Annotated in this window: 22 protein-coding genes and 1 pseudogene; 10 read left to right on the top strand and 13 right to left on the bottom strand. The window is 61.2% G+C overall.

What is annotated here, in order from left to right; genetic code table 11:
• Window positions 1-47 precede the first annotated feature (47 nt).
• From KTC28_RS20040 to KTC28_RS20025, 4 genes are all read right to left on the bottom strand, one after another.
• The gene (locus tag KTC28_RS20040) at window positions 48-686 is read right to left on the bottom strand and encodes an alpha/beta fold hydrolase (RefSeq protein WP_255602636.1); all 639 of its coding nucleotides are present in this window, start codon (window positions 684-686) and stop codon (window positions 48-50) included.
• 154 nt (window positions 687-840) lie between these two features.
• On the bottom strand, window positions 841-1,131 hold the full coding sequence (locus KTC28_RS20035) for a YciI family protein (protein ID WP_216711293.1): 291 nt from the start codon (window positions 1,129-1,131) through the stop codon (window positions 841-843).
• Window positions 1,132-1,182: 51 nt separating this feature from the next.
• Window positions 1,183-2,172 carry a zinc-dependent alcohol dehydrogenase family protein gene (locus KTC28_RS20030; RefSeq protein ID WP_216711292.1) on the bottom strand — a complete coding sequence of 330 codons (990 nt, stop codon included), beginning with the start codon at window positions 2,170-2,172 and terminating at the stop codon, window positions 1,183-1,185.
• 8 nt (window positions 2,173-2,180) lie between these two features.
• Window positions 2,181-3,698, bottom strand: coding sequence for an NAD(P)H-hydrate dehydratase (locus KTC28_RS20025; protein ID WP_216711291.1), 1,518 nt, complete (start codon window positions 3,696-3,698; stop codon window positions 2,181-2,183).
• Window positions 3,699-4,098: 400 nt separating this feature from the next.
• Between KTC28_RS20025 and hypE the strand changes: the two are divergent.
• The 9 genes and pseudogenes from hypE (at window position 4,099) to KTC28_RS19980 (ending at window position 13,627) form a co-directional block, all read left to right on the top strand.
• Window positions 4,099-5,144: pseudogene (gene hypE / locus KTC28_RS20020) on the top strand (hydrogenase expression/formation protein HypE).
• A gap of 220 nt (window positions 5,145-5,364) precedes the next feature.
• Window positions 5,365-5,976 (top strand): adenylate kinase, encoded by a 612-nt coding sequence (locus tag KTC28_RS20015; RefSeq protein ID WP_216711290.1) that lies wholly within the window; start codon window positions 5,365-5,367, stop codon window positions 5,974-5,976.
• A gap of 869 nt (window positions 5,977-6,845) precedes the next feature.
• Window positions 6,846-8,228, top strand: a complete 1,383-nt coding sequence (locus KTC28_RS20010; RefSeq protein ID WP_216711289.1) for an NAD-dependent succinate-semialdehyde dehydrogenase — start codon at window positions 6,846-6,848, stop codon at window positions 8,226-8,228.
• A gap of 63 nt (window positions 8,229-8,291) precedes the next feature.
• Window positions 8,292-9,413 (top strand): NAD(P) transhydrogenase subunit alpha, encoded by a 1,122-nt coding sequence (locus KTC28_RS20005; RefSeq protein WP_216711288.1) that lies wholly within the window; start codon window positions 8,292-8,294, stop codon window positions 9,411-9,413.
• A 19-nt stretch (window positions 9,414-9,432) separates the two neighbouring features.
• A complete protein-coding gene (locus tag KTC28_RS20000) occupies window positions 9,433-9,783 on the top strand; it encodes an NAD(P) transhydrogenase subunit alpha part 2 (protein WP_216711287.1) in 351 nt (116 codons plus the stop codon).
• A 5-nt stretch (window positions 9,784-9,788) separates the two neighbouring features.
• Window positions 9,789-11,240 (top strand): NAD(P)(+) transhydrogenase (Re/Si-specific) subunit beta, encoded by a 1,452-nt coding sequence (locus KTC28_RS19995; RefSeq protein ID WP_216711286.1) that lies wholly within the window; start codon window positions 9,789-9,791, stop codon window positions 11,238-11,240.
• Entirely contained in the window at window positions 11,240-12,010 is a 771-nt protein-coding gene (locus KTC28_RS19990; RefSeq protein ID WP_216711285.1) for a TorF family putative porin, read from the top strand. The genes KTC28_RS19995 and KTC28_RS19990 overlap by 1 nt, the downstream gene beginning before the upstream one ends.
• Window positions 12,011-12,053: 43 nt before the next feature.
• On the top strand, window positions 12,054-13,136 hold the full coding sequence (locus KTC28_RS19985; RefSeq protein ID WP_370647439.1) for a zinc-dependent alcohol dehydrogenase: 1,083 nt from the start codon (window positions 12,054-12,056) through the stop codon (window positions 13,134-13,136).
• A gap of 47 nt (window positions 13,137-13,183) precedes the next feature.
• Window positions 13,184-13,627 (top strand): hypothetical protein, encoded by a 444-nt coding sequence (locus tag KTC28_RS19980; RefSeq protein WP_216711284.1) that lies wholly within the window; start codon window positions 13,184-13,186, stop codon window positions 13,625-13,627.
• Between the two features lie 313 nt (window positions 13,628-13,940).
• Here KTC28_RS19980 and KTC28_RS19975 read toward each other — a convergent pair whose 3' ends face one another.
• The 7 genes from KTC28_RS19975 to gst all read right to left on the bottom strand — a co-directional run bounded on the left by KTC28_RS19975 (window position 13,941) and on the right by gst (window position 21,571).
• Complete coding sequence (locus KTC28_RS19975) at window positions 13,941-14,891, bottom strand: NAD(P)/FAD-dependent oxidoreductase (RefSeq protein ID WP_216711283.1); 951 nt, start codon at window positions 14,889-14,891, stop codon at window positions 13,941-13,943.
• 2 nt (window positions 14,892-14,893) lie between these two features.
• Entirely contained in the window at window positions 14,894-16,378 is a 1,485-nt protein-coding gene (locus tag KTC28_RS19970) for an FAD-dependent oxidoreductase (RefSeq protein WP_216711282.1), read from the bottom strand.
• A gap of 565 nt (window positions 16,379-16,943) precedes the next feature.
• Window positions 16,944-17,309, bottom strand: coding sequence for a hypothetical protein (locus tag KTC28_RS19965; protein ID WP_216711281.1), 366 nt, complete (start codon window positions 17,307-17,309; stop codon window positions 16,944-16,946).
• Window positions 17,310-17,571: 262 nt separating this feature from the next.
• Window positions 17,572-18,326, bottom strand: a protein-coding gene (locus tag KTC28_RS19960; protein WP_219774167.1) for an IS5 family transposase whose coding sequence is annotated in 2 segments (ribosomal slippage) — window positions 17,572-17,993 and window positions 17,993-18,326 — 756 coding nt in all. Because the reading frame shifts where the segments join, the coding sequence is not laid out codon by codon here.
• Window positions 18,327-18,615: 289 nt separating this feature from the next.
• Entirely contained in the window at window positions 18,616-19,347 is a 732-nt protein-coding gene (locus KTC28_RS19955) for an endonuclease/exonuclease/phosphatase family protein (RefSeq protein WP_216711137.1), read from the bottom strand.
• Window positions 19,348-19,353: 6 nt separating this feature from the next.
• Complete coding sequence (cls, locus tag KTC28_RS19950; RefSeq protein WP_255602609.1) at window positions 19,354-20,730, bottom strand: cardiolipin synthase; 1,377 nt, start codon at window positions 20,728-20,730, stop codon at window positions 19,354-19,356.
• A gap of 139 nt (window positions 20,731-20,869) precedes the next feature.
• Complete coding sequence (gene gst, locus KTC28_RS19945; RefSeq protein ID WP_216711169.1) at window positions 20,870-21,571, bottom strand: glutathione transferase, Atu5508 family; 702 nt, start codon at window positions 21,569-21,571, stop codon at window positions 20,870-20,872.
• Window positions 21,572-21,734: 163 nt separating this feature from the next.
• Between gst and KTC28_RS19940 the strand changes: the two genes are divergently transcribed.
• The gene (locus KTC28_RS19940) at window positions 21,735-23,306 is read left to right on the top strand and encodes an oleate hydratase (RefSeq protein WP_216711138.1); all 1,572 of its coding nucleotides are present in this window, start codon (window positions 21,735-21,737) and stop codon (window positions 23,304-23,306) included.
• A gap of 497 nt (window positions 23,307-23,803) precedes the next feature.
• Here KTC28_RS19940 and KTC28_RS19935 read toward each other — a convergent pair whose 3' ends face one another.
• Window positions 23,804-24,421: a chemotaxis protein CheB gene (locus KTC28_RS19935; RefSeq protein ID WP_370647437.1), complete on the bottom strand. Its 618-nt coding sequence runs from the start codon at window positions 24,419-24,421 to the stop codon at window positions 23,804-23,806.
• Window positions 24,414-24,773, bottom strand: coding sequence for a response regulator (locus KTC28_RS19930; RefSeq protein WP_216711139.1), 360 nt, complete (start codon window positions 24,771-24,773; stop codon window positions 24,414-24,416). Before KTC28_RS19930 ends, KTC28_RS19935 begins: the two co-directional genes overlap by 8 nt.
• Window positions 24,774-24,932: the final 159 nt, after the last annotated feature.

Below are 24,932 nucleotides of genomic sequence, written 5' to 3'. Positions count from 1 at the left end.
TTCCGGCGTTGGCAGTCGGTGCAGGTCGTCTAGGTGGATCGCATTACTCAGACGAACGCAGCGATAAGATCGGCGACCGCCCGCGGTCTCTCGAGCGGCAGCAAATGCCCGGCATCGGCGATAACACATAATTCAGCGCGGCGAAGCCTGCGAGTGATCGCCGGGGCGACGCCGGGGTCCATCGATTCGTCGCGATCGCCTGCAACGACCAGCACCGGCAGGTCGATGCCAGCAGTCGCCGCCGAGATGTCGTCGCAACTACCGGTCTCCAGCCACCAGCGCCATACTGGCTCGGCCACGCGCAACTCGTCGTCGATCGCAACCTTGAGCATCGCAGGTGGCAGGAGGCTGCCAGTTCTTGCGAGCTGCGCCCGCGCGAGGCGGCGGTTGCCGAAGGCATCGAGCATCGCCGCGCGGTCGCGGTCGCTTATAGGCTCGGGCGTCGGCGGCGACGCCGCGAGCAGGATCAGCGCGGTCAGTTTTGGCGGTTGCCGCGCCGCCGCCGCCAGCGCGATTTTGCCGCCCATCGAATGCCCAATGGCAACCCACGGGTCAGATCCAGCGGTCGCGATTAGCCAATCGGCATATGTATCGAGCGACGGGACCGTCGGCGCCGGCGTGCCGCCAAATCCCGGTACATCTGGTGCCTTGCAATCGTAATTTGTGAGCGCGTGAACTAATGGCACCCATGATCGCGCGGAACCACCGAAATAGTGGGCGAAGACCAGCCGGGTCACGGTTTGTTGCCTGGCAGGACGCTGCTCCGTACCTGTCGCGCCGCTGGCGCCACGCCGTGCGCGCCGCGGCTGTCGCGCCTGGAAATGATCCAAATAGACTTTGTCACCGCAGCTGGCCTGCCCCCACCTCGAGACACAGCTCGACGACCTCGACACGCTGATACATGTCGTGCTCAACAAAAGGGCTTTCCTTCAAGTAGGCGTCGGCCGCCGCAAATCCATCAGATTCAAGACAAACTAGAAGGCCGGCGCGATTGCCATCTCGGTCCTTTAAGAACCCCGCCAAGCGGATTGACAAACCAGGCTGACCGAGATGAGCGTTAAGCGCCGGCAGAAGTTCAACGGCCTCGGAATCAATTTTTGGCTTGAAAAAGCCCATGACCGCAAACAGCATCGATTGTCTCCGTATGGAAGAAATTGTTCCTCAGCGAGGCAGCCTCACAAATCAGGCCTCGGGCACGAGCACGGCCGCCCCTTCGAAGCGACCGGCGCGAAGATCGGCCAATGCCTCATTGGCTTTCGCAAGCGGGTAAGTCGTCGTCTTGGTGACGATGCCGATCTTTGGCACTAGCTCGAGAAAATCGAGGCCGTCCTGGCGGGTGAGATTGGCGACCGACATGATCTGGCGCTCTTCCCACAGGATTTGATACGGGAAGCTCGGAATGTCGCTCATGTGGATGCCGGCGCAGACGACGCGCCCGCCCTTTCGAACGGCCTTCAGCGCCAGTGGCACGAGGGCACCGACCGTCGCAAAAATGATCGCCGCATCGAGCTGGTCGGGGGGTGCGATGTCGGACCCGCCCGCCCATACTGCGCCAAGACTCTTGGAGAATGCCTGCGCGGCGGTGTCACCGGGCCGGGTAAAGGCGTAGACCTCTCGCCGCTGCCATTTGATAACCTGCGCCAGGATATGCGCAGCAGCGCCGAAGCCGTAGAGTCCGATTTTCTTGCCGTTGCCAGCGATTCCGAGGGCGCGCCAGCCGATAAGGCCGGCGCAGAGCAATGGGGCCAGCGAGACGTCGTCGCCGTCTTCGCCCAGCGGGAAGGCAAATCGAGCATCGGCGATCGTAGATGTGGCGAAGCCGCCGTCACGCGTATAGCCGGTGAACAGCGGCGCATCGCACAGGTTTTCGCGGCCGGTGCGGCAATAGGGACACGTCCCATCGGTGTGGCCGAGCCACGGGATACCCACGCGCTCGCCGATCTTGAGGTCCGTCACGCCCGCGCCGATCGCGTCGATGCGGCCGACGATTTCGTGACCGGGAATAATCGGTGAATTCGGGTGCGGCAGCTCGCCATCAAGGACGTGCAGGTCGGTCCGGCAGACGCCGCAGGCCAGCACCTTAACGCGAATTTCATTCGCGCCAGGCTGGCGGTCGGCCAGTTCGGTCCAGACTAGCCGCGTCTTCGGCTTATTCAGCACCATCGCGTGCATGGCTTGTCCTAACTTTTGGTCTGGGCAGCGAGCCGCTGCAGAACATGCGGCAACGCATCCGGAAGGTCGGCGGCGACCAGGCCAAGCCCGAACGCGGCGGCCGCCGCTCCGTGGAGCCACACCGCGGCGGCTGCTCCCTCGAACGCAGGCAGACCCTGTGCCAGCATGGCGGCGACGAACCCCGTCAGGACATCGCCACTGCCGCCGGTCGCCAGCTGCGGCGGCGCGTTGGCGTTAATGATCGCGCGGCCATCGGGGGCGGCGATCACCGTGTCCGGCCCTTTCAATACGACGATGGCTTGGCACTGTTTGGCAGCCGACCGGGCCAAATGAAGCTTGTCGCCGGTGAAGTGGAACAGGCGCTTGAACTCGCCCGCGTGGGGCGTGAGCACGCACGGTCCCTTGATCGCCGCGAACAGGTCTTCCGGGGCGTCGGCGAACGACGTCAGGGCGTCGGCGTCGAGTACCACGCTGCGTTGGGTGGCGAGCGCCGCGAGCGCATAGTCGCGGGTCGCGGCCCCGACGCCTACGCCCGGTCCGATCGCGATGACGTTGCGGCGGACGTCGGCGAGCATCGCGCTGAAGTTGGCCAGTCCATCGAAGCTTTGAACGATCGCATTAATCAGCGACGTGGCATAGACGCTCCACACCTTGGCCGGCGCGGCGAGCGTGACCATGCCCGCACCGCCGCGCGAGGCCGCTATAGCGGTCATGCGGCTGGCCCCGGTAATTGCCTCGCCGCCGAGTACAAGGACCTCGCCGCGGGTGTACTTATAGCTTTCCGCCTGCGGCCACGGGAATCGATCGAGCCACAGTGCCGGATCGTTTTCCCACGCCATGGGCCTGACCGTGTTTAGCACGGACACCGGGGTGCCGATGTCGGCGAGGACGACGTCGCCGCACAGACCTCGGCCCGGGTAAAGCAGATGGCCAAGCTTTTTGCGGAAACATGTCACCGTCAGGTCGGCAGATGCGGCAGCACCCAAGACCGCACCGGTCGACCCGTCGACCCCGCTTGGCAAATCGATCGCGCAAACCGGGACCGGACGATCATTCAGGGCCTCAACAATAGCGAGCGCCGCTCCCGACAGTGGACGGCTCAGGCCCGCGCCGAAGATCCCATCGACCACGAGGCCAGCACCGTCGAGACATTTGGCAGTGAACGGAACTATCGTCCCAGTCCACAGACTTGCGGCGTGCGCAGCGTCGCCCGATAGTGCGGCCCGCGACCCCATCACGGCCACGGTAACCGGCCAGCCCGCAGCTGACAGATGCCGGGCGGCGATGTATCCGTCGCCACCGTTGTTTCCTGGACCGCACAGCACAGTCACCGGCCGCATCGGCCAGCGCGCGCTGATGGCGACCGCGACCGCCGCCCCCGCGGCTTCCATGAATCCACCGGCGGGAACGACACCGGCGGCGGCAAGACGATCGACGGCCCCCATTTCCACGGACGTCAGCAGGGCGTGATCGTCCAGCCGCGCCGCGTGACCTGGCGCTGCGCCTCGGGTTGCGACTTTGTTCATCAAACTGTGGCCCGGAGCAGCATGTCGGAGTGGCCGCGAGGTTTCGGTCGGCAAACTCGCATTGCAGTCACGCTCCAGACGACGGGACCGCATCTGAAAATCGATGCGGTGGTCGCTCTATCGAAAACTAATGCTAGAATCAGGGCCGCGGCAGGGTCGGGAAATACCTAGCCGTGCTGACATCCGTCCAAGGCACCCCATCACCCGCCAACTAAGTAAATTCCGATCCTCCTCGCCCGCAACCCGAATTGCCTATTTTTTGCTCACCGGGCCGTGCTTGGCCGTTCCTTTTGGCGGTCTGCTATGTTAAGTAGACGCGTCGTAGCAATTCCCGTGCGGCCTACTGGGCGTATGGCCGGTTCCGCGCCAACGCCAAGGAACGCATGGCCGAGACTGTCGCGTGACAGCGCCGCGGCGGCGTACGAGGGCTCGACATAAGAGAAGGACGGTTGATCTCTCGCACGGCGCGGGAAGTCGCGCGATGGCGGAACTCATCGACGAAGTCTGCCGCAGCGCTTTCGATAATCCCTACCTCGGTCAAGGCAACGACCAGGCGACCTTTGATCCGCCGCCCGGCCGCATGGTGATTTCGACCGACGCCTATGTGATCTGGCCGCTGTTTTTTCCTGGTGGCAACATCGGCTCGCTGGCCGTGCACGGCACGATCAACGACGTCGCGATGGCGGGCGCGCGGCCGCTGCATCTGGCTGCCAGCTTTATCACAGAAGAAGACTTTACCCCCGCCGACCCGTAGTGCATCGCCGTCAGAATGGTAGACGCCGCGCGGGAGGCGGAAGTCGCTACCGTCACCGGCGACACCAAGGTTGTCGAACGCGGCAAGGCCGACGGCGTGTTCATCACCACCACCGGTGTGGGCGTCATTCCGCCGCATATTGACTTCTCGGGCGACCGGGCCCGGCCCGGCGACAAAGTGATCGTATCCGGCTCGATCGGCGATCATGGGGTCGTAGTGATGTCGAAGCGGAACAATCTCGGGTTTGAAACCGAGATCGTGTCTGATAGCGCGGCGTTGCACGGTCTAGTCGCCGCGATGGTCGATACTGCGGGCTCCGCGATCCGTCTTCTGCGCGATCCGACCCGCGGCGGTCTGGCCGCCACGCTCAACAAAATCGCTCAGCAGTCGCGGTGCGGCTTTCTGATTGAAGAGGCCCGCATACCCGCTCGGCCGGAAGTCATGGCCGCGTGTGAATTCCTGGGTCTCGACCCCCTCGACGTCGCCAATGAGGGCAAACTCGTCGCCGTGGTCGTGCCAGGGGCTGCTGATGACCTTCTAGCAACGATGCGCGCCCATCCGCTCGGGCGCGACGCTGCCATAATCGGCACAGTCACCGCCGACGATCAACGCTTTGTCCAGATGACGACGTCGTTTGGCGGCGGGCGGATCATCGATCGGCTCGCGGCGAGCAGCTTCCGCGGATATGCTGACCTCATCGTCAAACACCGTGCCCATACCCGAACCGCTTGTGGCGCGGAACACCAACTACTCACGTCGGCATACCGATGATCCCTTTCGCCTGCCAGCACCCTCCAAGCTGGCGGCCTGGGCGAGGACGACACTCGCCGGCCCCTCCGCGAGCGGTGCTTTGGGCAGCGGCGAGTTGCAGCGCCGGTTCTTATCGAACGCTTTACCAAACAAGCTGAAATATTGAATATTGTCGTCCTGGGACCGCCCGGTGCGGGCAAGGGAACGCAAGGCCAATTGCTTTCAAAGCATATAGGTGTCCCGCGGGTTTCGACCGGAGACATGCTGCGAGCCGCTGTCGCATCCGGTTCGGCGCTTGGCCAATCGGTGGAGGCGACCCTGGCTAGCGGCGACCTCGTTTCAGCTCATATCGTCTTAGAGCTGATCGCCGAGCGCCTGCGAGAAGCCGACTGTGCCGACGGCGCTATATTCGACGGCTTTCCCCGAACGATCAGGCAAGCAAGGGCACTTGACAAGCTACTGGCCGGACAACAGGCGAAGGTCGATCTCGTGCTCAACCTAATAATTGACGACGATGTACTTATTAAGAGAATAGAGGTGCGCAAAGTGGATGGACCGGCGCGACCGGACGACACTGCTGAAACGTTGAAGAACCGGCTAGTGATTTATTACCGCACGGCACCAGCGCTGATTGCTTTCTATCAGGGGGAAGGAAAGCTGGAGATGGAGAACATCATGGAAACAATCACTGTAGTTAGCGATGAGATTGCCCGTGTTGATAACGCGTGGGGCAGTCAACGGCGCCGACTTTGTCGTAGAGCTGCGATACGATAACTCTTAAATTGACTCGCCCGTAATTCAGTACGTCCTATCGCAATCAGAACGTTTTCTGCTCGCGCAATCTGATGCTAACGGCGATTTGCGGCTTACTTTATTCACGAGGTACACGCAACCATTGGAAGCTGCGCACGGAGTGCTCCGCCACGCCACGGTGAGCATTGCACGGGGTCAAATCGGCAGTTGGAGTCCTAGTTTCGTGGAAATGGGTAATTGGCTGGCGGCCGACCTGGTGCATCGTAACAAGCGACAGAATTAGGGATGCAACCGTTCTTGTTATGAAACTTATACCCCTTCGCTTCCATGCATCCCAAAATAGGGGAACTGCCAACCTCGGAATTTCGAGGCGCGACTTCACTGCGGCAAAGCCCAATATCACGTGACGGTGATCGTCCACACCCTGCGACGGCTAGGATCAACGGAATAGCAAGCGCGTATCTCAACTGGGCGCACTCACATCCACAACAATAGTTGCTGACATAGCATCCAGGGCAAGTTATTTCAAGACTTACTGATAAGCACCCTCGTTCTAGCCCGAAGACCTGCGATAAGGTGAGGGACCAGCAGGATCTCCGATGCCCGGTCTGCGCCGCAGGCTTTATCACTGCGGTTTCGCGGTCGTCGAGTTTGGAACGTATCGGATCGGTCCATAACCGTCTTCCGTCGGCGCGGCTATGGCAGCCTGTAGGTACATTCCGAACCTGCCGGAACAAAGCGATCGCACTTATTTGATTGCTGCGATCAGGACGGAAACAATAACGAAATTCCCTAAATAGTCGCTGCCGCAACGACCTGACCCCGTGATTCTAAAACGGCCGAGATGGGATTTCAGTCTTTGAACTTGGCGTGGCGCAAAAGGAAAACCGATGACTTATCAAAGCTTCAACCCGTTCAGTAGGAAGCTCGTCGAGACCTTCAAGGTGCTGGGCGACCCTCAACTTGAGAACAAGATTGCTGCGGCGGACGCCTGCTTCCAGACGTGGCGCCACAAGTCGTACGCCGAGCGCGCAACGATTATCGCCAAGGCCGGCGAGATTCTCCACGCCCGTGCCGACGAATTCGCGCGGATCATGACAACCGAGATGGGCAAGCGGATCGGCGAAGCACGCGGTGAGGTCGAGTTCAGCGCGCGAATCCTGGCCTATTACGCCAAGAACGCCGAACGCTTCCTTGCACCGGTGAAGCTCAACCCGACGAACGGCGAGGCCCACATGGAGAGCAGCCCGATCGGCGTGATCTTTTGCGTCGAGCCGTGGAACTTTCCCTATTACCAGCTCGCCCGCGTCGCCGGTCCGCACCTGATGGCAGGCAACACGCTGATGGTGAAGCATGCCAGCATCGTCCCGCAGTGCGCGATCGCGTTCGAAAAGCTGTTCCTCGAAGCCGGCGCGCCGGTTGGCCTCTACACCAATCTCCTAATCAGCCACGAGCAGTCGGATGAACTGGTCGAGGATGTGCGGATCAAGGGTGTCGCGCTGACCGGCAGCGTCGCTGCGGGCCGCAGCATCGCCTCGCGCGCCGGGAAGAATCTGAAAGTGTCGTCGATGGAGCTCGGAGGCAGCGACGCCTTCATCGTGCTTGAGGACGCCGATCTCGACCTGACCATCCCATGGGCAGTTTGGGGCCGGATGTACAATACGGGCCAGACCTGCTGCGCGGCAAAGCGCTTCATCGTCGTGGAGAGCATGGCCGACGCGTTCCTGGCGAAGTTCAAGGCCGCGCTCGGTGCGCTCAAGGCCGGCGACCCAATGGACGAGAAGACGACGCTCGGGCCGCTATCGACCGAAGAGGCGCTGGTTGCGCTGCTCAAGCAGGTCGACGGCGCGGTCACCAAGGGTGCGAAGCTGGCGTTGGGCGGCAAGCGCATCGACCGTCCGGGGTCGTTCATGGAGCCTAGCATCCTGACCGACATCAAACCGGAAAATCCCGCTTTCCGTGAAGAATTCTTCGGTCCCGTAGCATTGTTCTTCCGGGTCAAGGACGAGGATGCCGCGATCGCGCTCGCCAACGACTCTGACTTCGGTCTCGGTGGCTCGGTGTGGACGAAGGATGTCGCTCGCGGCAAGCGCGTCGCCAGCCGCGTCGAGACGGGCATGATGTTCATCAATAACATCGACTGGACCGATGCCGAGCTGCCGTTCGGTGGCATCAAGGACTCAGGGTATGGCCGCGAGCTCGGCGACATGGGCATTCAACAGTTCGTCAACAAGAAGCTGGTCCGAACCCACAACGCCAAAGCGCCCGCCTGAGCTGTCAGGGACGTCCGGTAATTCTGCCGGGCGTCCCGCAGCAGCCGCAGTCCGGAGCACCCAATGTACGTCAATGTCGCCGTCCTGAAAGAGAAGCAGCCGAACGAGGGTCGCGTCGCGCTCGTCCCGTCGCTGGTGCCCAAGCTGACCAAGCTCGGCGCGCGGCTCCACATGGAGACCGGCGCGGCCGATGCGATCCGGGTGCCGGCAGCCGCGTACGGCGATGTCGTTTTCATGGATGACCGCACCGCGATGGTCGCCGACGCCGACGTCGTGCTCTGCGTCCAGCCGCCGGCGCTGGCGGTAGTCGATGCGATGAAGCCGGGGTCGATCCTGATCTGCTTCGTCTATGCGGCCAACGAACCCGAACTCGTGAAGCGGATGCTCGCCCGCGGCATCACCTGCTTCGCGATGGAGCGGATCCCGCGCATCTCGCGGGCGCAGGCAATGGACGCGCTGTCGAGCCAATCGGCGTTGGCCGGCTATTATGCCGTCGCGTTGGGTATGACGCACATGACACGCGTGCTGCCCAAGATCACCTCGGCTGCGGGGGTAATCGGCCCGGCGAAAGCGCTCGTGATGGGCCTCGGCGTCGCCGGGCTGGAGGCGGTGGCCACCGTCCATCGGCTGGGAGCCGTCGTCGAGGGCTATGACGTTCGCCCGGAAACCAGGGAACAGGCGCTGTCGCTCGGCGCGACCTTCGTCGACACCGGCGTCGATGCCACCGGCAAGGGCGGATACGCACGTGCGCTCACGGCGGAGGAAAAGACCAAGGTCGACGCCGCGCTAACAAAACATATCCAGGCATCCGACCTGATCGTCACCACCGCCGCTATTCCCGGCAAGGCGTCGCCCAAATTGATCAGCAAGGCGCAGGTTGCGGGGATGAAGTCGGGCGCGGTGATCGTCGACTTGTCGGCCGAGGGCGGTGGCAACTGCGAGATGACCCAGCCGGGAGAGACGATCCGCGTCGGTGACGTCACCATCGTCGCGCCATTGAACGTGCCGTCGCTTCTGGGGACGGACGCCAGCGAACTCTACGCCAAGAACCAGTTCAACCTGCTCGCGCTGATGCTGAAGGACAATGTCATCACGATCGACTGGAGCGACGAGATTCTCGCGAAGACCGCGCTCACTCACGACGGCAAGCTGTGTGACACCCCCAAGCAGGCAAAGGCGGCGTGACCGTGATGGGACACCAACCATGACTTTCGACATCACGATCACAGGCTTCGTCGCGCTGTACATCTTCATGCTCGCCGCGTTTGCCGGCTGGGTGATTATCGGCAACGTGCCGGCGATCCTCCACACCCCGCTAATGTCGGGGTCGAACTTCATCCACGGTATCGTCGTCGTTGGTGGCTTATTCGCCTTACTCAACGCCAACACACCTCTCGAGCAGGGGATAGGCTTCTTCGCGGTGCTGCTCGGGGCCGGGAACGTGGCCGGCGGCTATGCCGTGACCGACCGAATGCTGGCGATGTTCAAGGTGAGCGGCGCGGCCGCAAAACACCACACCTCAGCCAAGATCCATCACTTCAAGAAGAAGGGGTGAGGGACATGCTCGTCACACTCTCGCAGATCGCGATCGGCGCCACCGATCTCGTTGCCGCCTTCCTATTCCTCTACGGGCTGAAGCGGATGTCGTCGCCGGCGACCGCAACATCAGGCATTCGCGTCGCGGGCATCGGCATGGCGGCCGCTGTCCTCATCAGTTTTCTCTATTTCTTCACCGTTGATGCCGCTGCGAAGCCACACATCTTGGTCAATCTGGGACTGGCGGTCGTCGCGCTCGCTATCGGCGGCGGCGGCGCTTGGGTCGTCGGCCGCAGGGTGGCCATGACTGCGATGCCGCAGATGGTGGCGATCTACAACGGCATGGGCGGCGGCGCGGCCGGTGGCATCGCCGCCGTCGAGCTATTCGGCAACCGGGCGCACGGCGTCACACAATTGGTGGTGACGTTGCTCGGTGCCTGCATCGGTGCCGTGTCGATGTCGGGCTCAGTCATTGCGTGGGCGAAGCTGCAAGGCGTCATCAAAAAGCCACTCCGCTTTCCGGGCCAGCGGATTTTGAACGGCGTTGCCTTCCTCGCCTCGGTCGTGGTCGGCGGTTGGATCGTGTTTGTGGCGGTGGGCGGCGCGGCACCGATGCTTCCGGTCGCCACTTGGATTACCATCTTCTTCGGCCTCGCGCTGCTGTTCGGCATCCTGATGACCCTGCCTATCGGCGGTGCCGACATGCCGGTGGTGATCTCGATCTTCAACGCCTTTACCGGACTTGCCGTCGGTCTAGAAGGCTTTGTCCTCGGCAACCCGGCCCTGATGATCGCCGGCATGGTCGTGGGCGCGGCGGGTCTGCTGCTGACCCTGCTGATGGCCAAGGCGATGAACCGCTCGGTCGCTAACGTCCTCTTTGCCAACTTTGGTGAGACGTCCAAAAAGAAGAAGCATGGTGCGATCACCGGGACCGAGCGCGAGACCCAGGCATCAGACGCCGCAATAAAGATGCGCTATGCGAGCAGCGTGATCATCGTGCCGGGCTACGGCCTTGCCGCGGCGCAGGCCCAGCAAAAGCTCTACGAGTTCGTCAAGCTGCTGCTCGCCGCGAAGGTCCAGGTTCGCTTCGCAATCCACCCGGTGGCCGGGCGGATGCCGGGGCAGATGGACGTGCTGCTCGCCGAAGCGGGGGTGCCGTACGATCTCATCTTTCAGCTCGACACAATCAACGACGATTTTGCGACCACGGACGTCGTTCTGGTGATCGGTGCCAACGACGTCGTCAACCCGGCGGCTCGCACCGATAAGTCCTCGCCGATCTTCGGCATGCCGATCCTCAACGCCGACAAGGCCAAACAGGTTTACGTGATCAAACGCGGCCAGGGCAAAGGTTATTCGGGGATCGTCAACGCCCTGTTCTACATGCCCAATTGCAACATGGTCTTCGGCGACGCGCAGGCGGTAATGATCAAGATGATCGAGGCGGTTCGCGGCCTCGGCGCGGCAGCAGCGTGATGACCGATAGCACGCGCCAGTCAAAACTGATGTCGCGCTTTGTAGTAATCGCGGGGACGTTGGCCCTGTTCTGCAGCGGCTTCTGCCCGGCGGACGCGCAAGTGCATGGATCGGACACGGAAACAATGCTGCCCGAGGTTCCAGTAGCGGAGCCGCCGCCGCCGGTGCTCAGCGTCAATCTCACCGGCGCCTCGGATTATATCTTTCGCGGCGTTAGCCAGACCGATAACCACGTCGCGATCTTCGGCAGCGCCAAGGTTGCCTACGATCACTTCTATCTTGCCGCGGGCGGAGAAAACGTCGACTTCCACAACGGGATCAATACCGAGTATGACTTGTCCGGCGGCTGGACACCGTCGCTAACCAAGTTCGACTTCGACCTCGGCTTTATCCGCTACGGCTATATCGGCGCACCGGCCGGCGTGTCGATCGATACGATCGAACTCCACGCCGCCGTTGCGCGGACCATCGGCCCGCTCAAGCTGGGCGCCAGCTTCCATCACGCCTTCGAGTATTTCGGCACGAAGCGGCCCGCGAACTACTTCGAGGGCAACGCTACGTATACGATCGTTCATGGTTTGACCTTGCGCGGCGCGATCGGCCGCCAGGAAATCGATGCAGGCCACAGCTTTACCACCTGGAACCTCGGCCCTGCCTATGCCCTCAACAAGCATGTTGCCGTGGGATTTAGATATTCCGACACCGACTCTCATGCCGACGGCAGGCTCTACGGCCCGCATTACGTCGGCTCGGTCAGGGTGGGCTTCTGAACCCGCCACGCCCATCCCCCATTCATTCGAAAAGGAACGCACCATGATCGCCAAGAAAATGCATGCTGCTGTCGTCACCGCCTTCGGCAAGCCGTTGCAACTGCAGGAATGGGATGTGCCGACGCCAGGTCCGGGTCAAATCCTCGTCAAGACTGAGGCGTGCGGGGTTTGCCATACCGACCTACACGCCGCCAACGGCGACTGGCCAGCGAAGCCGACGCCGCCATTCATTCCCGGTCACGAAGCGATTGGCATCGTCGTTGCGCTTGGCGCCGGCGTAACGCTCGTCAAAGAAGGCGACCGTGTCGGTGTACCGTGGCTTTATTCGGCATGCGGCCACTGCGAATACTGCCTGTCGGCTTGGGAGACGGTCTGCCCCGAGGCTAAGTACGGCGGCTATACGCAGAACGGCGGGTTCGCCGAATATCTTCTCGGCGACCCAAACTACGTCGCCCATATCCCGATGAAGCTCAGCCCCACCGAGGCGGCCCCGCTGATCTGCGCCGGAATTACGACCTACAAGGGTATCAAGGAAACCGAGGCGCGGCCGGGCGAATGGATCGCCGTCTCGGGTTGCGGCGGTCTTGGCCATATGGCGATACAATACGCGAAGGCGATGGGCCTCCACGTCTGCGCGGTCGATATCGACGACGGCAAGCTTGACCACGCCAAACGGCTTGGGGCCGACATGGTGGTCAACGCCAAGACCCAGGACCCGGCGGCGATGCTCAAGGCGGCGATCGGTGGCGGCGCGCACGGCGTTCTGATCACTGCGCCGTCCCTGCCCGCGTTCAAGCAGGGCGTGGAGATGACCCGCAAGCGGGGCACCTGCGTCCTCGTCGGCCTGCCGCCAGGCAATTTCCCGACACCGTTGTTCGACGTGGTGGCAAATTGCATCACCATCCGCGGCTCGTTCGTAGGCACCCGCGAGGACATGGCCGAATGCCTGCAGTTTGCCGCCGAAGGTAAGGTCAAGGCAGATATTGAGCTGCAACCACTCGCTTCGATCAATTCGGTCCTGGAACGACTTGAGAAGGGTGAGGTGCCCTCGCGCGTCGTGCTCGATTTGACCGGCGGTACCACCGAAAAGCCAAAAGCCGAGGTGAGGCAACCCGCCTCCGCCTGAATCCGAAATGGCGCCGGGTAACTATGCGTCGGAACAAGGGTAATGTTATGAAATCAAGTCTCATAATCGCGCTGTCTATCTTTGCTGCCACCGCGACGCTGGCGCCAGCCGAGGCCAAGACAATGCCCTCGGCAACAGCGACATTTTCGGGTGATTCCGTCGCGGTCGGCGTTGTTTTCACCTGGGGTAATGGAGTGCTGACGTTTAGGGGTAAAACGTATCCCTTCAAGGTCGATGGTCTCAGCGCCGTAGGACTAGGTATGAATAGTATAAATGGCACCGGCGAAATTTATCATTTAACAAATGTCGCGGATTTTGCTGGCACCTATGGCACCGCCGGTGCCGGCAGCACGATCAGCAAGGGCCAGCGCGGTAGCGCCAGCCTAAAGAACCATAAGGGCGTCGTGATCGAATTCCGGGCAAAAGAAATCGGCGCGGAAGTCAGTCTTGCTGCAGGCGGGGTCGTTATCAGGCTAACACCCCCGAATTAGTTCACCCGATGCAAACGAAAAAGCCATCGGCGACGCCTTAACTCGACTGGTACAGCGCTTGAAAGAGCTCGGCAGCAGTTCGGGAGAATACATGACGTTCGCCAAATGTTACGCGAGCAGGTGCCCCATGCGCAAATAAACTCCTCACGGCGCTTGGCGCACCTCTTTGAACGCAGTCGAACAAGACAGCGAACACGGCACCCATAGCCGGCCGACGAGGAAGATCCAGCTGGTCGATAGACCCCCACGGAAAAGGCTCGCCCGGATCGAAGCAGCGCTGACGCCCGCGTCCCGGAATCCGCAGTATGCAAGATTATCTGATTGTCGGTTGCTTGTCGGCGCCACTGCGAACAGCGAAAGTGCGATGAAGACCGTTATGTATTGCCGTGGCAGCAATCGCGGCCTCGCCCGCGGCGACGCTAATTTGGTTGAGCCCTCGCACGAGGTCGCCGGCAGCGTAAAGTCCAGCCACCGACGTGGCCTGATGCTCGTCAACGCATAGTCGGCCAGTGGCTTCGACGCGCGCGCCCAACTCCGCTGCCAACGCGCTTTGGGGGGTAGTCCCGAAGGCGGTGTATACGAGGTCGAACCGGTGCTGCTGGCCGCCCTCGACAGTCAAAACCGTGACGCCGTTCAAATCAACGCTGACTGAGCCGATGATGATATGACTGAGCGCTATGCCCGCGGCTTGCAGTGCCGCTCGCGTCGCACTCGACAAGTCGGCAGTTTCGGCGGCTGTAAGGAGCAGCGTGATGGCTGCCGAATATGTGCGCAGAAACAGCGCCTCAGCAGCAGCATGCTCACCATTGCCAAGGACGGCGATGGCCATGTCGATCGCTTCGTAGCCGTCGCAGATCGGACAGGTCCGGATTAGCCCGCGCTTCACTGCGTCGGCGAGATGCGCCAACGGCGGTTTGTTCTCGACGACGCCGCTGGCGAGCAGAACGGTATATGCAGTTACCGACGCACCGCCGAAAGTGGCGGTGAATAGCTCATCGGCTCCGCGGCCAATTGCCTCGACGGTGCCGTGCTCGAGGACGGCCCCGAAGCAGCGCGCTTGGGTCCGCATGAGATCGAGCAGGACGGAGCCGCCGACCCCCGCCGAAAAGCCCGGCACATTGCGGCTGCGCGTAATCCACTCGGCACGGCTCCACCCCTTGTCTACGATCGTGACATCCCGGCGGAAGCGCCCGAGGTAGGTAGCTGCCGTCAAACCAGCCGGTCCGCCCCCGACGATGAGGCAGTCGAGCGGTACATCTGTCACTTTCAGGCCGCCAGTTGCTTCGCAGCGCTGAGCGCTGATGCCATCGCCGCAGCGTTGCGGCCCGCGATGCGGCCGAAGGCAAAGCATTCACCGATGTTGGCCCCGCCTTGGTAAAGAAACGAGTAAATCGAGCCAAGCTCGCCTGCGGAGAAGAGCCGTCCGATCGGGGTGCCGTTCGTACTAATTACCTGAGCATGTTCGTTTCGACGGGGGCCGCCCTGAGTGTTCACAAACGCCGGGGTCAACTCGATCGCATAGAAGGGCGGAACCGCGAGAGGTGCCATCTTACCGGCAGAACGGCCCCAGTCAGTGTCTTCGCCGGCCACTGCGAGCGCGTCGAACCGGGCGACGCTGCCAACGAGTGCTTTGGCTGGGATATCGATCAGCGCGGCCAAGGCCTCCATCGTGTCGGCCTTCTTGATCCACCCCTTCTCGACTTCACGCAGGTTGTCGTCGCTCCAGTTATAGAGATTGCCGTGGCTGACATCCCAGTCGGCGGTGGCCCTACCGATATGGCCGGATTTGCGGAAATCTTCGTCGAAGATCATGTAAATCGGGATCGGCAGCACTTGTTGCCCCCAGTAGCCGTGACGCTTGACCTTGCCGTGCAGGTCGCCGGTGATGCATGGATCGCCCTCCATCGTAAACCGTGATCCGTCGCGCGCAACGAACAGGTAGCTCGTGCCCTTCGGCAGGTTGAGCCACTGTGCCACTGCGATCTCGGGCGCCTTGAACGACAGGATCGGACCCGAGATATTGTTCATGTGCCAAAGCTGAGCACCGACTTCGAGGCCCATGCGAATGCCGTCGCCGGTATTGTACGGGGTGCCGTTCGGGAAGATCCGGGGCAAGCCGTCGACATAGTTTCGGACCATCGCCGGGTTATTCTCAAAGCCGCCGCACGTGAGCACCACCGCGCGCTTTGCGCGGATAGCAACACGCTCGCCATGCTGTTCCGTGACAACGCCGAGGATTTGGCAGTCGTCTTTGACGAGGCTGACCGCGGGCGACTGATACAGCACAGCGATATCACGCGCCGCAACGGCAGCCTCGATAATCCGCCACAGGCGTTCACCGCCCATCGGCCCCGGACCGTTCATCAGCACGCGAACGCACTCAGACCCCGCCATCTCGGGGAACTCGATGTACGGCAGGTCGAAGGGCGTCATACCAAGGTTTTCTAGCCACGCCCGATTGGCGTGCATCTCGGTCGCCCAAACGTCGATCATCCCGTCGGATATGTCGTCCGTGTAGGGCCCGGCAAGCGCGCGGAAATAGGCCTTTGCCATCAAGATGTCATTCGGCCAGAAAACGAGGTTGGCGGACACGCGGCTGTTGCCGCCCTTGTCAGTTTCCGGGGCTTTCTCGAGGAGCAGAACCTTGGCACCGGCGTCGTGGGCGGTGATCGCCGCGGTGGCACCGGCGTAGCCATAGCCGACGACGATAACGTCGTATTCACTGTCCCAGTCTGGAAGCGCTTCGACCATGGCCGTCCTCCGTGACTAGCCGGACCCGAGAGGCGATGCTCGCCCGATTACTAGCCGAAACTCTAGTGCCGCCGACCCATCCGCCTTAGGAGCATCGGAAACTACTTACGCGGCCGCCATCGGAAGGCTGGCCGGCGTTAAATGCTGTTGAGCTTGACGTCAGGTCCCTTTAGCTGTGCAGATCGTCGCAAGCCTCCGGCAACCTTTAGTGCGGGAAGAAAAGCGCGTTGTTGTCAGCCTAAGGTGCGCCAATCCCCTGCAGCGTTCCGGCAGTATCGAAAGATGTAGCCGTGGGTTTCGACGCCACGGTGTATCCCTGTCAGTCGGACACGACCACATTTTGACGCTCCGCCGCCATCAAGGAGATGGACCTTGCCGGTCTTGCCCGATTCCGACCACATCTGCACGTCGCCCTACCGGCCGCGGTCGAGAACCGCTTGGGCAACCAACCTGGCAGCAGGCATGTCATAATGGGCTGCGCTTCGCGCGAGCTCTTTGCCGACAATCTGGGCCGATACCGTACCGCCGCCGACAAGCAGCGCGCCGAGACCAAGAATGTGTAATTTCACTGGCGGTCCCCGCGTACCATCGTGTTGGCTGCGACCGTCTCCGGGTTGGACGGTTTCGCTGCCCATCCGGCGCGGGCCAACAAATGTCGTATATCCATGACGTCGGTCGCATCGAGATTTTTGCCCTTCTCTGGCTCCAGGATCAGCTTCTCTCCACCGACGTTCAGCACACGGTCACCGTTGTGTCGGTGCTCAATGGATCCGATTGTCGCGAACAGCTTGTTCACCTCACGCCACGACAGGTTGTGCGAGAGGGGGTGTTGAAAGACCTTTTCGAGCGCGTGAAGATGGGTACCAGAAAGTGAACCGGCATGATCGGGGTCGATTGCGAAAGCGTCTTTGGACATGGTCAGGTCTTCCATTCCGGCACCAAACCATCAACACGGTCCGGCCAATTGCCTAATGTAGGCTTTCGGGTGACGCCACATCAGTTTCGGAAACTACTTATGCGGAGCGCGGCACTGATCTGAGTTGGGCCACTGGATCCCGAAGTCAAGGTGGTCCACCATACGTGGCCGGCGCAACCCACGAAGCACGCAGCTCGATGAACTCGACGCATGCGACAGTTCGGATTCGACCACGGCATCGAGCCTCGGCTCGAGCGTTAGGCTCAGGACTCATTGATCACAGCCAGAAGATGACGGTCGCGGCGAGCGCGATGGCCGAGAAGAAGGCGTGCGCGCAGCGGTCATAGCGGGTGTGGATACGCCGCCAGTCCTTGAGCCTGCCGAACATGTTCTCGATGCGGTGACGTTGCCGGTAGAGAGTTCGGTCATGCGGGATCGGGGTTTTGCGGTTGGCCTTCGATGGGATGCAGGGTGTGATGCCCTTGGCGATCAGGGCGGCGCGGAACCAGTCGGCGTCATAGCCGCGGTCACCGAGCATGGCCCTCGCTTTGGGCAGGGCGTCGAGCATCAGCGCTGCGCCCTTGTAGTCGCTGGTCTGCCCCTCGGTGAGGAGCATGACCAGCGGTCGGCCCTGGCCGTCGCAGACCGCGTGCAGCTTGGAGTTCAGGCCGCCTTTGGTGCGTCCGATACATCGGGGAAGAGCCCCTTTTTGAGGAGGCTCGCGGCGGTTCGGTGTGCCTTCAGGTGGGTCGCATCGATCATCAACTGGTCGGGCTTGCCGCCTTTTGCCGCCAGCGCTGCAAAGATACGGTTGAACACACCCAGCCGGCTCCAGCGGATGAAGCGGTTGTAGATCGTCTTGTGCGGACCGTAGTCCTTGGGCGCATCGCGCCAGCGCAGCCCGTTCCTGATCACGAAGATGATCCCGCTGATCACTCGCCGGTCGTCAACGCGCGGCACCCCATGCGACAGGGGAAAGTGCGGCTCGATCCGACGCATCTGTGCCGCCGACAACCAGATCAAATCACTCATCACGACGCCTCCTCAGCGCCGCCATTGAATCAACCGATCACCGTCTCCGCAAGCACTTTAATAGGTCCTGAGCCTAGATCGTTTGCATACATCCGCCGGAGACGGTGCGCTGGAGCCATTACAGCTCGTCAGCGCTTCCCAATCAATACGACGCCTTCGCTTGATTGACGAGACCCGTGCAATGATCCCTCTGCCCACATCAGTCACCGCAGGCGAGGACGAGACATATCCGTTCGGGGTCTGATGCTTATTTTTTTTAGCGAGCGACGCCGCGCGGATCAGATGCGCTTTAAATACATAGGAGTGATACTGCCGATTGATTGGGGCTGAGCCGCAACGTCGCCCAGACCGGCAGATGGTCAGACGCGACCCGCGACAAGGATGACCGATGGGTACCGCAGTCGACGATCTCGATGCCCCTTCCAACCATGATGCGATCGAGGCGCCCAAATGGAAGGCGCGCGGGAAAGCTCGGACCGGTGGGAGCGATGTGATAGTTTTCCGCGAAATCGATGAGGCAGCCGCGCGCCGCCCGCCACTCATTAAGATCGCCCATCAGAAGCGTTGGCATCGTAGTGGAACGGGCAAGGACCTGCGCCTGAACCGAGCGAGCCTGCTGCCGTCGCCGCAGGCCGGTCAGATCAAGGTGCATGCCACCAATCCGCATCGGGTGGCCGTCGGTTAGCGTCTCAATGAGGATGGCACCGCGAGGCTCGAGCGTCGGCAAGTCAAGCGTAGCCGAGGCCGTGACCGTCAAACGTTCCGAGACCAGCGCCGCATTGCCGTGCCAGCCGAGACTGGCCGAATTATGGCCGAATACCACCGGGCGATAGGGTGTGCGCTCCACGATCCTCGCCAACGGCAGAACGGTTTCGCGAGTGCCGAATCGGCGATCCGCCTCCTGGAGAACGACGACGTCGGCACCGATTTCTTCGAGCGTGGCGAGAATGCGGTCGGGTGCATAGAGACCGTCGGTGCCGACGGCCTTGTGGATGTTGTAAGTCGCGACCTTGATCAACATGCTCTGCTAAAGCAGCGGACTGACAAGGCGCGCCAGACCCTCGCCAACCCGATGTAGCATCGGCCGCCGCCGCCACGTCTGCAGGTCGATGGCTTGGCTCTGCGCTAGCGCGTGGGCCTGAAGAACCTGTAACTCGGCGATGGTCGGAGCGTCAACTAGCAACAAACTAACCTCCTCATTAAGCTTGAACGAGCGGATATCGACGTTACTTGAGCCAACGATGCCCAGGCGGCTGTCAATGCTCACGTTCTTGGCGTGCAGAAGGTAGTGGCCGAAGAGATAGATTTGGACACCGGCAGACAGGAGATCGTCATAATAAGAGCATTGTGCGAGACGCACGAGCTTCTGGTCTGCGACAGCCGAGACGATCAGGACGACCTCGACACTGCGCGCCACTGCCGTGCGCATCGCGCTAATGAGCGCTGCATTAGGGATGAAATATGGCGTCGTTAGGATAACACGATGGCGGGCGTTATGGATCTGCCAGACGAGGAGCGTTTCAAAACCTGATAGCCGATAGGTTGCGCCACTCGGTAGCAGCTGGCTGACTGTTGTGCCGGTGGGTTGCGGCACGACGACGACGGCCTGCAGCATGATCTCGGTTTCCATGAACCAATCGGCGATGAAGATCGACGTCATCGCCGCAACCACTGGGCCGGTTACCCGCACTTCCATCTCCAAGTTGGTGATGCGAGGGCGAAAGTCCTTTGCGATCAGGTTTTGCGAACCGGCATAGCCAATCAGCCCGTCGATGATGAACAGCTTGCGATGATTGCGCATGTCATTCCGATCACGTGGCCGCCACAGAGTCACGGACAGCGTTTCCCGGGCATCGACACCCGCGCCACGGAGCGCCGTCAACGTTCGTCGGCGCCAAGACCGCGACCCGACCGGGTCAAGCAGAACATTGCAAACGACTCCGCGAGCAACGGCGCGTGCCAGCGCCGCGACGATCTTCCGGCCAGTACAATCGTCGGCAAAAATATAGACGAGAAGCCTGACATGTTGGCGCGCCATGTCGATATCGGCCACCAGCCGATCGATCATTTCGTCATAGACATCGAGGAATTTAATTTCATTGCCACCGACAGCCGGCAGGCCGCAAAGTCTGGTGGCCAGGTCGATTATGTCCTGAGCGTTGCCGTGTCCGGAAGGCGCGTGCTCAGCGAGCCGACTGGCAGTATCGACAAAGAAGGGAGTAAGCTTGGCGAATCGGTTGGCCCGCCATTTTGGGAATGTCGGTCGTCCGATCGCGAGGTATACGAGCAATCCCGGTATCGGCAGAAAGACGATCAGCAGCAGCCAGCTCGCTGCGGCCTGTGGCGACCGCCGCAGCGGCACGAAGACAATCGAACCAAGGCGGATCGTCCAGATGACGATCACATATGCGGTACCCCACGACAGAAGCGACGAAACGGGCGGAAACGCGGCTATCACCGTCGCCGAGCCCGTCGAGTAATGGCACCAGAATCCGTGCCAGGACAGTTTGTGGGGGCTATCACCCCCAGCGCGCGCGCGCGTCTCAAGACTCTATCACGTCGCGCAGCGACGCCTCGATCTCGCCGCCGCAAAAGGCGTCGCCATAGTCCTGCTTCGCCTTAGCCGTGAGATCCGCTAGAGCGGGGAGCGCGGAAATACGCCGCGACAGAGCGGCAGTCATTGGCGCGGCATCCTCAAGCATAGTGTGGATCGGTCGAAAACGATCGGTCATTGTCGACCAGAGAGTGGCTGTTACGACGTCGGCGACACCTGGAGTCGCACCACCCAACAGGTAGCCCGCGTGTGCCGTTAGGCCGTGACGCCTGCCGGTTTCCTCCCAGAACGCCATCCATCGCTTTAGACGCGGAACGAAATCGGCCCAGCGTTTGACCGTCCACATTTGGCGGCCTCCATCGAGAGTGATTTCGTCGATGACGTCGTTGGCGTCGTTGATCGTCTTCATGCTCATGGCTCGACGGCCAGCGGTGGATGGCATCAAGTCAAGCGTCTCGCCGAGATATAGTAAAATGGCGGGCATCTCGGCGATAGCGAAGTCAGTCTTTTTGTCGACGAGCAGTGGCGGGCCCATAAACGGGACCGCCATCCGCGTTACAGGCCCGTCCATCAGTGTCGCAATCGCGGCAGGGTCGCTTTCGGTCCAGGTTTTGCCCGAATGCGCCAAGACCGCGCGCACAAATTGGCCCAGGAACGGTACCGGCCAATAGTAGAGGTCATAGTCCGCCATGCAGGTGTTCCAGTCAAATCGGGATAACGACCATAACGCCGCCGACGGACGAACGTTCGACTTGTCGATGCCGTCGCATTTACGCGACCCTAGGTAATTTCCGAGGCTGCCGGGCGCCGCAGCGACTCTGGTAGTTTGAGCCCTTAAAAAAGGACGTTCCTGGATGGCCACGCACACCTTCGTCGGCAGCGGCATCGCATCCCTAGCCGGCGCGGTGATCCTCATTCGCGACGCCGCGGTCGAGGGCAAGGACATAACGATCCTCGAAGAAAGCCATCAGACCGGCGGTGCATTCGATGCCCACGGCGATGCCGAGAACGGCTATTTCATGAGCGGTAGCCGCATGTTCGAGGCAAAGTACCTTTGCACCTTTGATCTGCTGGATTCGATTCCCTCGGCGACCGACCCGACCATGTCGGTGACGCAAGAAACGAACCGCGCCGCCGCCAAATGGCCGTGGGACGCCAAAGTTCGCCTAGTCAGTCGCGACGGCAGCATCCCCGACGCCCACACGATGGGCTTCACTGAGCGCGACCGGATCGATCTGACCAAGCTGATCGCCGAGCCCGAGAGCCTGCTCGACGACAAGCGCATCACCGATTGCTTCGAACGGCACTTCTTCGAGACTAATTTTTGGATGGAATGGTGCACACTGTTCGCCTTCGAATCCTGGCACAGCGCGATCGAGTTCAGGCGCTACCTGCGGCGGTTCGTGCATCACTTCTCGACGATCGATGTGCAGCACGACATCTATCGCACCGTCTATAATCAGTATGACGGCATCATCGCGCCTATCGTCACCTGGCTCAAGGCGCGCGGAGTGCAGTTCCGTTATGGCGTCCGCGTCGAAGATCTGGGGTTCGCGTCGGGCAGCGACGCGATCACCGTCACCAGCATCACCACGCGCGGCGCCGACGGCACCGCGATCATTCCGGTCGCCCCCGACGACCGCGTGTTCGTCACCAACGGCTCGATGACCGCCGACAAGGTGTTCGGATCGATGACGAAAGCGCCCGGCCTTAATCCGAGCAACCATTCGGGTGCGTGGAACCTGTGGGAAAAGCTCGCGCAGGGACGCCCGGCTTTCGGCAATCCGGCCGCGTTCAACGGCAACCTCGCTGAAAGCTCGTGGATCTCGTACACCGTCACGGTCAAGGACCCGCTGTTCCTGCAGTTAATGGAACGCTTCAGCGGCAGCGCGGCCGGCACCGGCGGGCTCATCACCTTCAAGGACTCGAGCTGGTTGATCACCATCTCGATCTATCATCAGCCGTTCTTCCCGAACCAGCCCGAAAGCGTTGCGGTGTGGTGGGGCTATGGCCTGTTCCATGATCGCCCGGGCGATTTCGTCAAGAAACCGATGGTCGAGTGCACCGGTGCCGAAATCCTCGAGGAAGTGCTCGGCCATCTAAACTTTGTTGCGGCGGACCAGGCAGCGGTCGTGGCGGCATCGATCTGTATCCCCTGCGCGATGCCTTATATCACCAGCCAATTCATGATGCGTAAGCTCGGCGACCGGCCAAAGGTGGTCCCCGATGGATCGACCAACCTCGCCTTTCTCGGCCAATACGCCGAGCAGCCCGACGACGTGGTGTTCACGGTAGAATATTCCGTGCGCTGCGCGATGACCGCAGTCTATACGCTGCTCAAGATCGATAAGACCCCACCGCCGGTGTACAAAGGTCTGCACAGCCCGAAAGTGATCGTCGATGCGATCCGGACGTTGCATCGGTAGCGTGCAACTTTCGCTCTATGGACTATCGGGTTTGGATCGCTGTCGAACTGGAACCTCGTCATATTCGTGCCTAGGTGGACGATGAGAGCTTCTCAGTAGGCGTCGACCGCTGGGTGGTGATGTCTAGCCACCTGAGTGAGGATACCTGCGGCTTGCGGGTGAGCACGTGTCAACGGCGTGTTCCGAGCAGATGCCGCAAGTATTGCACACTCCAACACGATTTCACCACAAATCAGCTGCTAACACATCTAATCAGGGGCGGCTCAGCGATCGTCGGGGCCCAGGTTGGCCCGACCTACTCTCAACGACTGAAACTCAGCTTCAAGATTTGCGATTACGTTGCGGTCATCGGAGGGACCGCCGACGCTCGGCCCTAAGCGAAGTAGGTCCAATTGTCTGCGAATGGCCCCCATTGCATCGGTCATCTGCTCATACAGCGGCTTATCCGTTTCTGACATATAACGAAACCGATCCTCAGCTGGTTAGGACGTAACCCATTAAACGCACTGCGACCGTTTCGTTTCGCGGAAAGGCGGAGATCTGATCAGGCCGGAAATCTGCGCAGCGATCTGCTCGGGTGCCAGAACGAAATCGACGCATCCGCTCGCAATGGCGCTATCTGGCATATCTGGCTGGCCTGCCGAGGCGGGCGACTGAGCAATCGTTATACCGCCAACCTCGCGGATTTGGCATAATGCGTCGGCACCGTCGCCATCATAACCTGACACGATTACCGCGACGAGTTTGCCATGCCAGTGCTTTGTCAACGACCGCAAAAAGACCGTGATCACGTCTGGCCATCCCCGCGGTTTGGATATTGGTCGCAACCGGAACTCGCCGTTCAAGACGTGCAGGTCTCGCTGCGGCGGAATGATGAAAACACGATTAGGTCGAATGTCGAGACCGTCAACGATAAGATCGACCGGCATGCGCGTGTGGCGTGGGAGTATCTCGTGAAGCAGCGTCGATACTGTCCTGAGATGATTTACGATGACGACTGCCGCCCCGAGATCCACCGGCAAATGGTCCAGAAGGCGCTGATATGCGTCCAATCCCCCTGCTGAGCCACCAACGCATATGATTGGCACCTCACGAGCGGGCACCGGCTTAAGCAAGGGCGGCGATGAGCTCGCGCATTATAGCGATCTCGCTCTGCTGTGGCTGATAACGCTTGACCAAGGCGTCGCCACGCCCGGCAAAGACCTCCAGAATATTCTCGTCACCGCCGACTAAGAGACACGGCGTTGGCGATTGTGCTCGGAGATCTGCGACGTCAGCACTGCCGTTCTTGCCCGCGAGATTGATGTCGACGATCATCAAATCCGGACGGTGCATAGTAGCCACAGCGATCGCCTCGGTTGCCGTTGCTGCAATTCCGCAGACTTGATGGCCCATCTCAGCCAGCACTTCGCCAAGCAGTAGGCCAATGACTGCCTCGTCTTCGACGATAAGAATGTTCAGACCCATCGGCTAACGTCCCCGCCTCGGCCGCGAACCGGACCAATGTGCTCACCAAGGAAATTCCATGGGAGTGCTTCGCTTGCCAGCTTCGGAATCTACCCATAAGCCGTAAATTAACTTCGGGACATTTTCCCCGATGACGTGTTACCTCATCTGGCCGCCGGT

This window comes from Polymorphobacter megasporae (assembly GCF_018982885.2).
GTDB lineage: Bacteria > Pseudomonadota > Alphaproteobacteria > Sphingomonadales > Sphingomonadaceae > Polymorphobacter_B > Polymorphobacter_B megasporae.
This window is presented reverse-complemented; position numbering and strand designations above follow the sequence as displayed.

What these genes read in the sequence shown, in the direction of transcription:
- KTC28_RS20035 (WP_216711293.1), bottom strand. Translation starts at nt 1,131, where the DNA reads ATGCTGTTTGCGGTCATGGGCTTTTTCAAGCCAAAAATTGATTCCGAG.
- KTC28_RS20030 (WP_216711292.1), bottom strand. Translation starts at nt 2,172, where the DNA reads ATGCACGCGATGGTGCTGAATAAGCCGAAGACGCGGCTAGTCTGGACC.
- KTC28_RS20025 (WP_216711291.1), bottom strand. Translation starts at nt 3,698, where the DNA reads ATGAACAAAGTCGCAACCCGAGGCGCAGCGCCAGGTCACGCGGCGCGG.
- KTC28_RS20010 (WP_216711289.1), top strand. Translation starts at nt 6,846, where the DNA reads ATGACTTATCAAAGCTTCAACCCGTTCAGTAGGAAGCTCGTCGAGACC.
- KTC28_RS20005 (WP_216711288.1), top strand. Translation starts at nt 8,292, where the DNA reads ATGTACGTCAATGTCGCCGTCCTGAAAGAGAAGCAGCCGAACGAGGGT.
- KTC28_RS20000 (WP_216711287.1), top strand. Translation starts at nt 9,433, where the DNA reads ATGACTTTCGACATCACGATCACAGGCTTCGTCGCGCTGTACATCTTC.
- KTC28_RS19995 (WP_216711286.1), top strand. Translation starts at nt 9,789, where the DNA reads ATGCTCGTCACACTCTCGCAGATCGCGATCGGCGCCACCGATCTCGTT.
- KTC28_RS19990 (WP_216711285.1), top strand. Translation starts at nt 11,240, where the DNA reads ATGACCGATAGCACGCGCCAGTCAAAACTGATGTCGCGCTTTGTAGTA.
- KTC28_RS19985 (WP_370647439.1), top strand. Translation starts at nt 12,054, where the DNA reads ATGATCGCCAAGAAAATGCATGCTGCTGTCGTCACCGCCTTCGGCAAG.
- KTC28_RS19980 (WP_216711284.1), top strand. Translation starts at nt 13,184, where the DNA reads ATGAAATCAAGTCTCATAATCGCGCTGTCTATCTTTGCTGCCACCGCG.
- KTC28_RS19970 (WP_216711282.1), bottom strand. Translation starts at nt 16,378, where the DNA reads ATGGTCGAAGCGCTTCCAGACTGGGACAGTGAATACGACGTTATCGTC.
- KTC28_RS19965 (WP_216711281.1), bottom strand. Translation starts at nt 17,309, where the DNA reads ATGGAAGACCTGACCATGTCCAAAGACGCTTTCGCAATCGACCCCGAT.
- KTC28_RS19955 (WP_216711137.1), bottom strand. Translation starts at nt 19,347, where the DNA reads ATGTTGATCAAGGTCGCGACTTACAACATCCACAAGGCCGTCGGCACC.
- gst (WP_216711169.1), bottom strand. Translation starts at nt 21,571, where the DNA reads ATGGCGGACTATGACCTCTACTATTGGCCGGTACCGTTCCTGGGCCAA.
- KTC28_RS19940 (WP_216711138.1), top strand. Translation starts at nt 21,735, where the DNA reads ATGGCCACGCACACCTTCGTCGGCAGCGGCATCGCATCCCTAGCCGGC.
- KTC28_RS19930 (WP_216711139.1), bottom strand. Translation starts at nt 24,773, where the DNA reads ATGGGTCTGAACATTCTTATCGTCGAAGACGAGGCAGTCATTGGCCTA.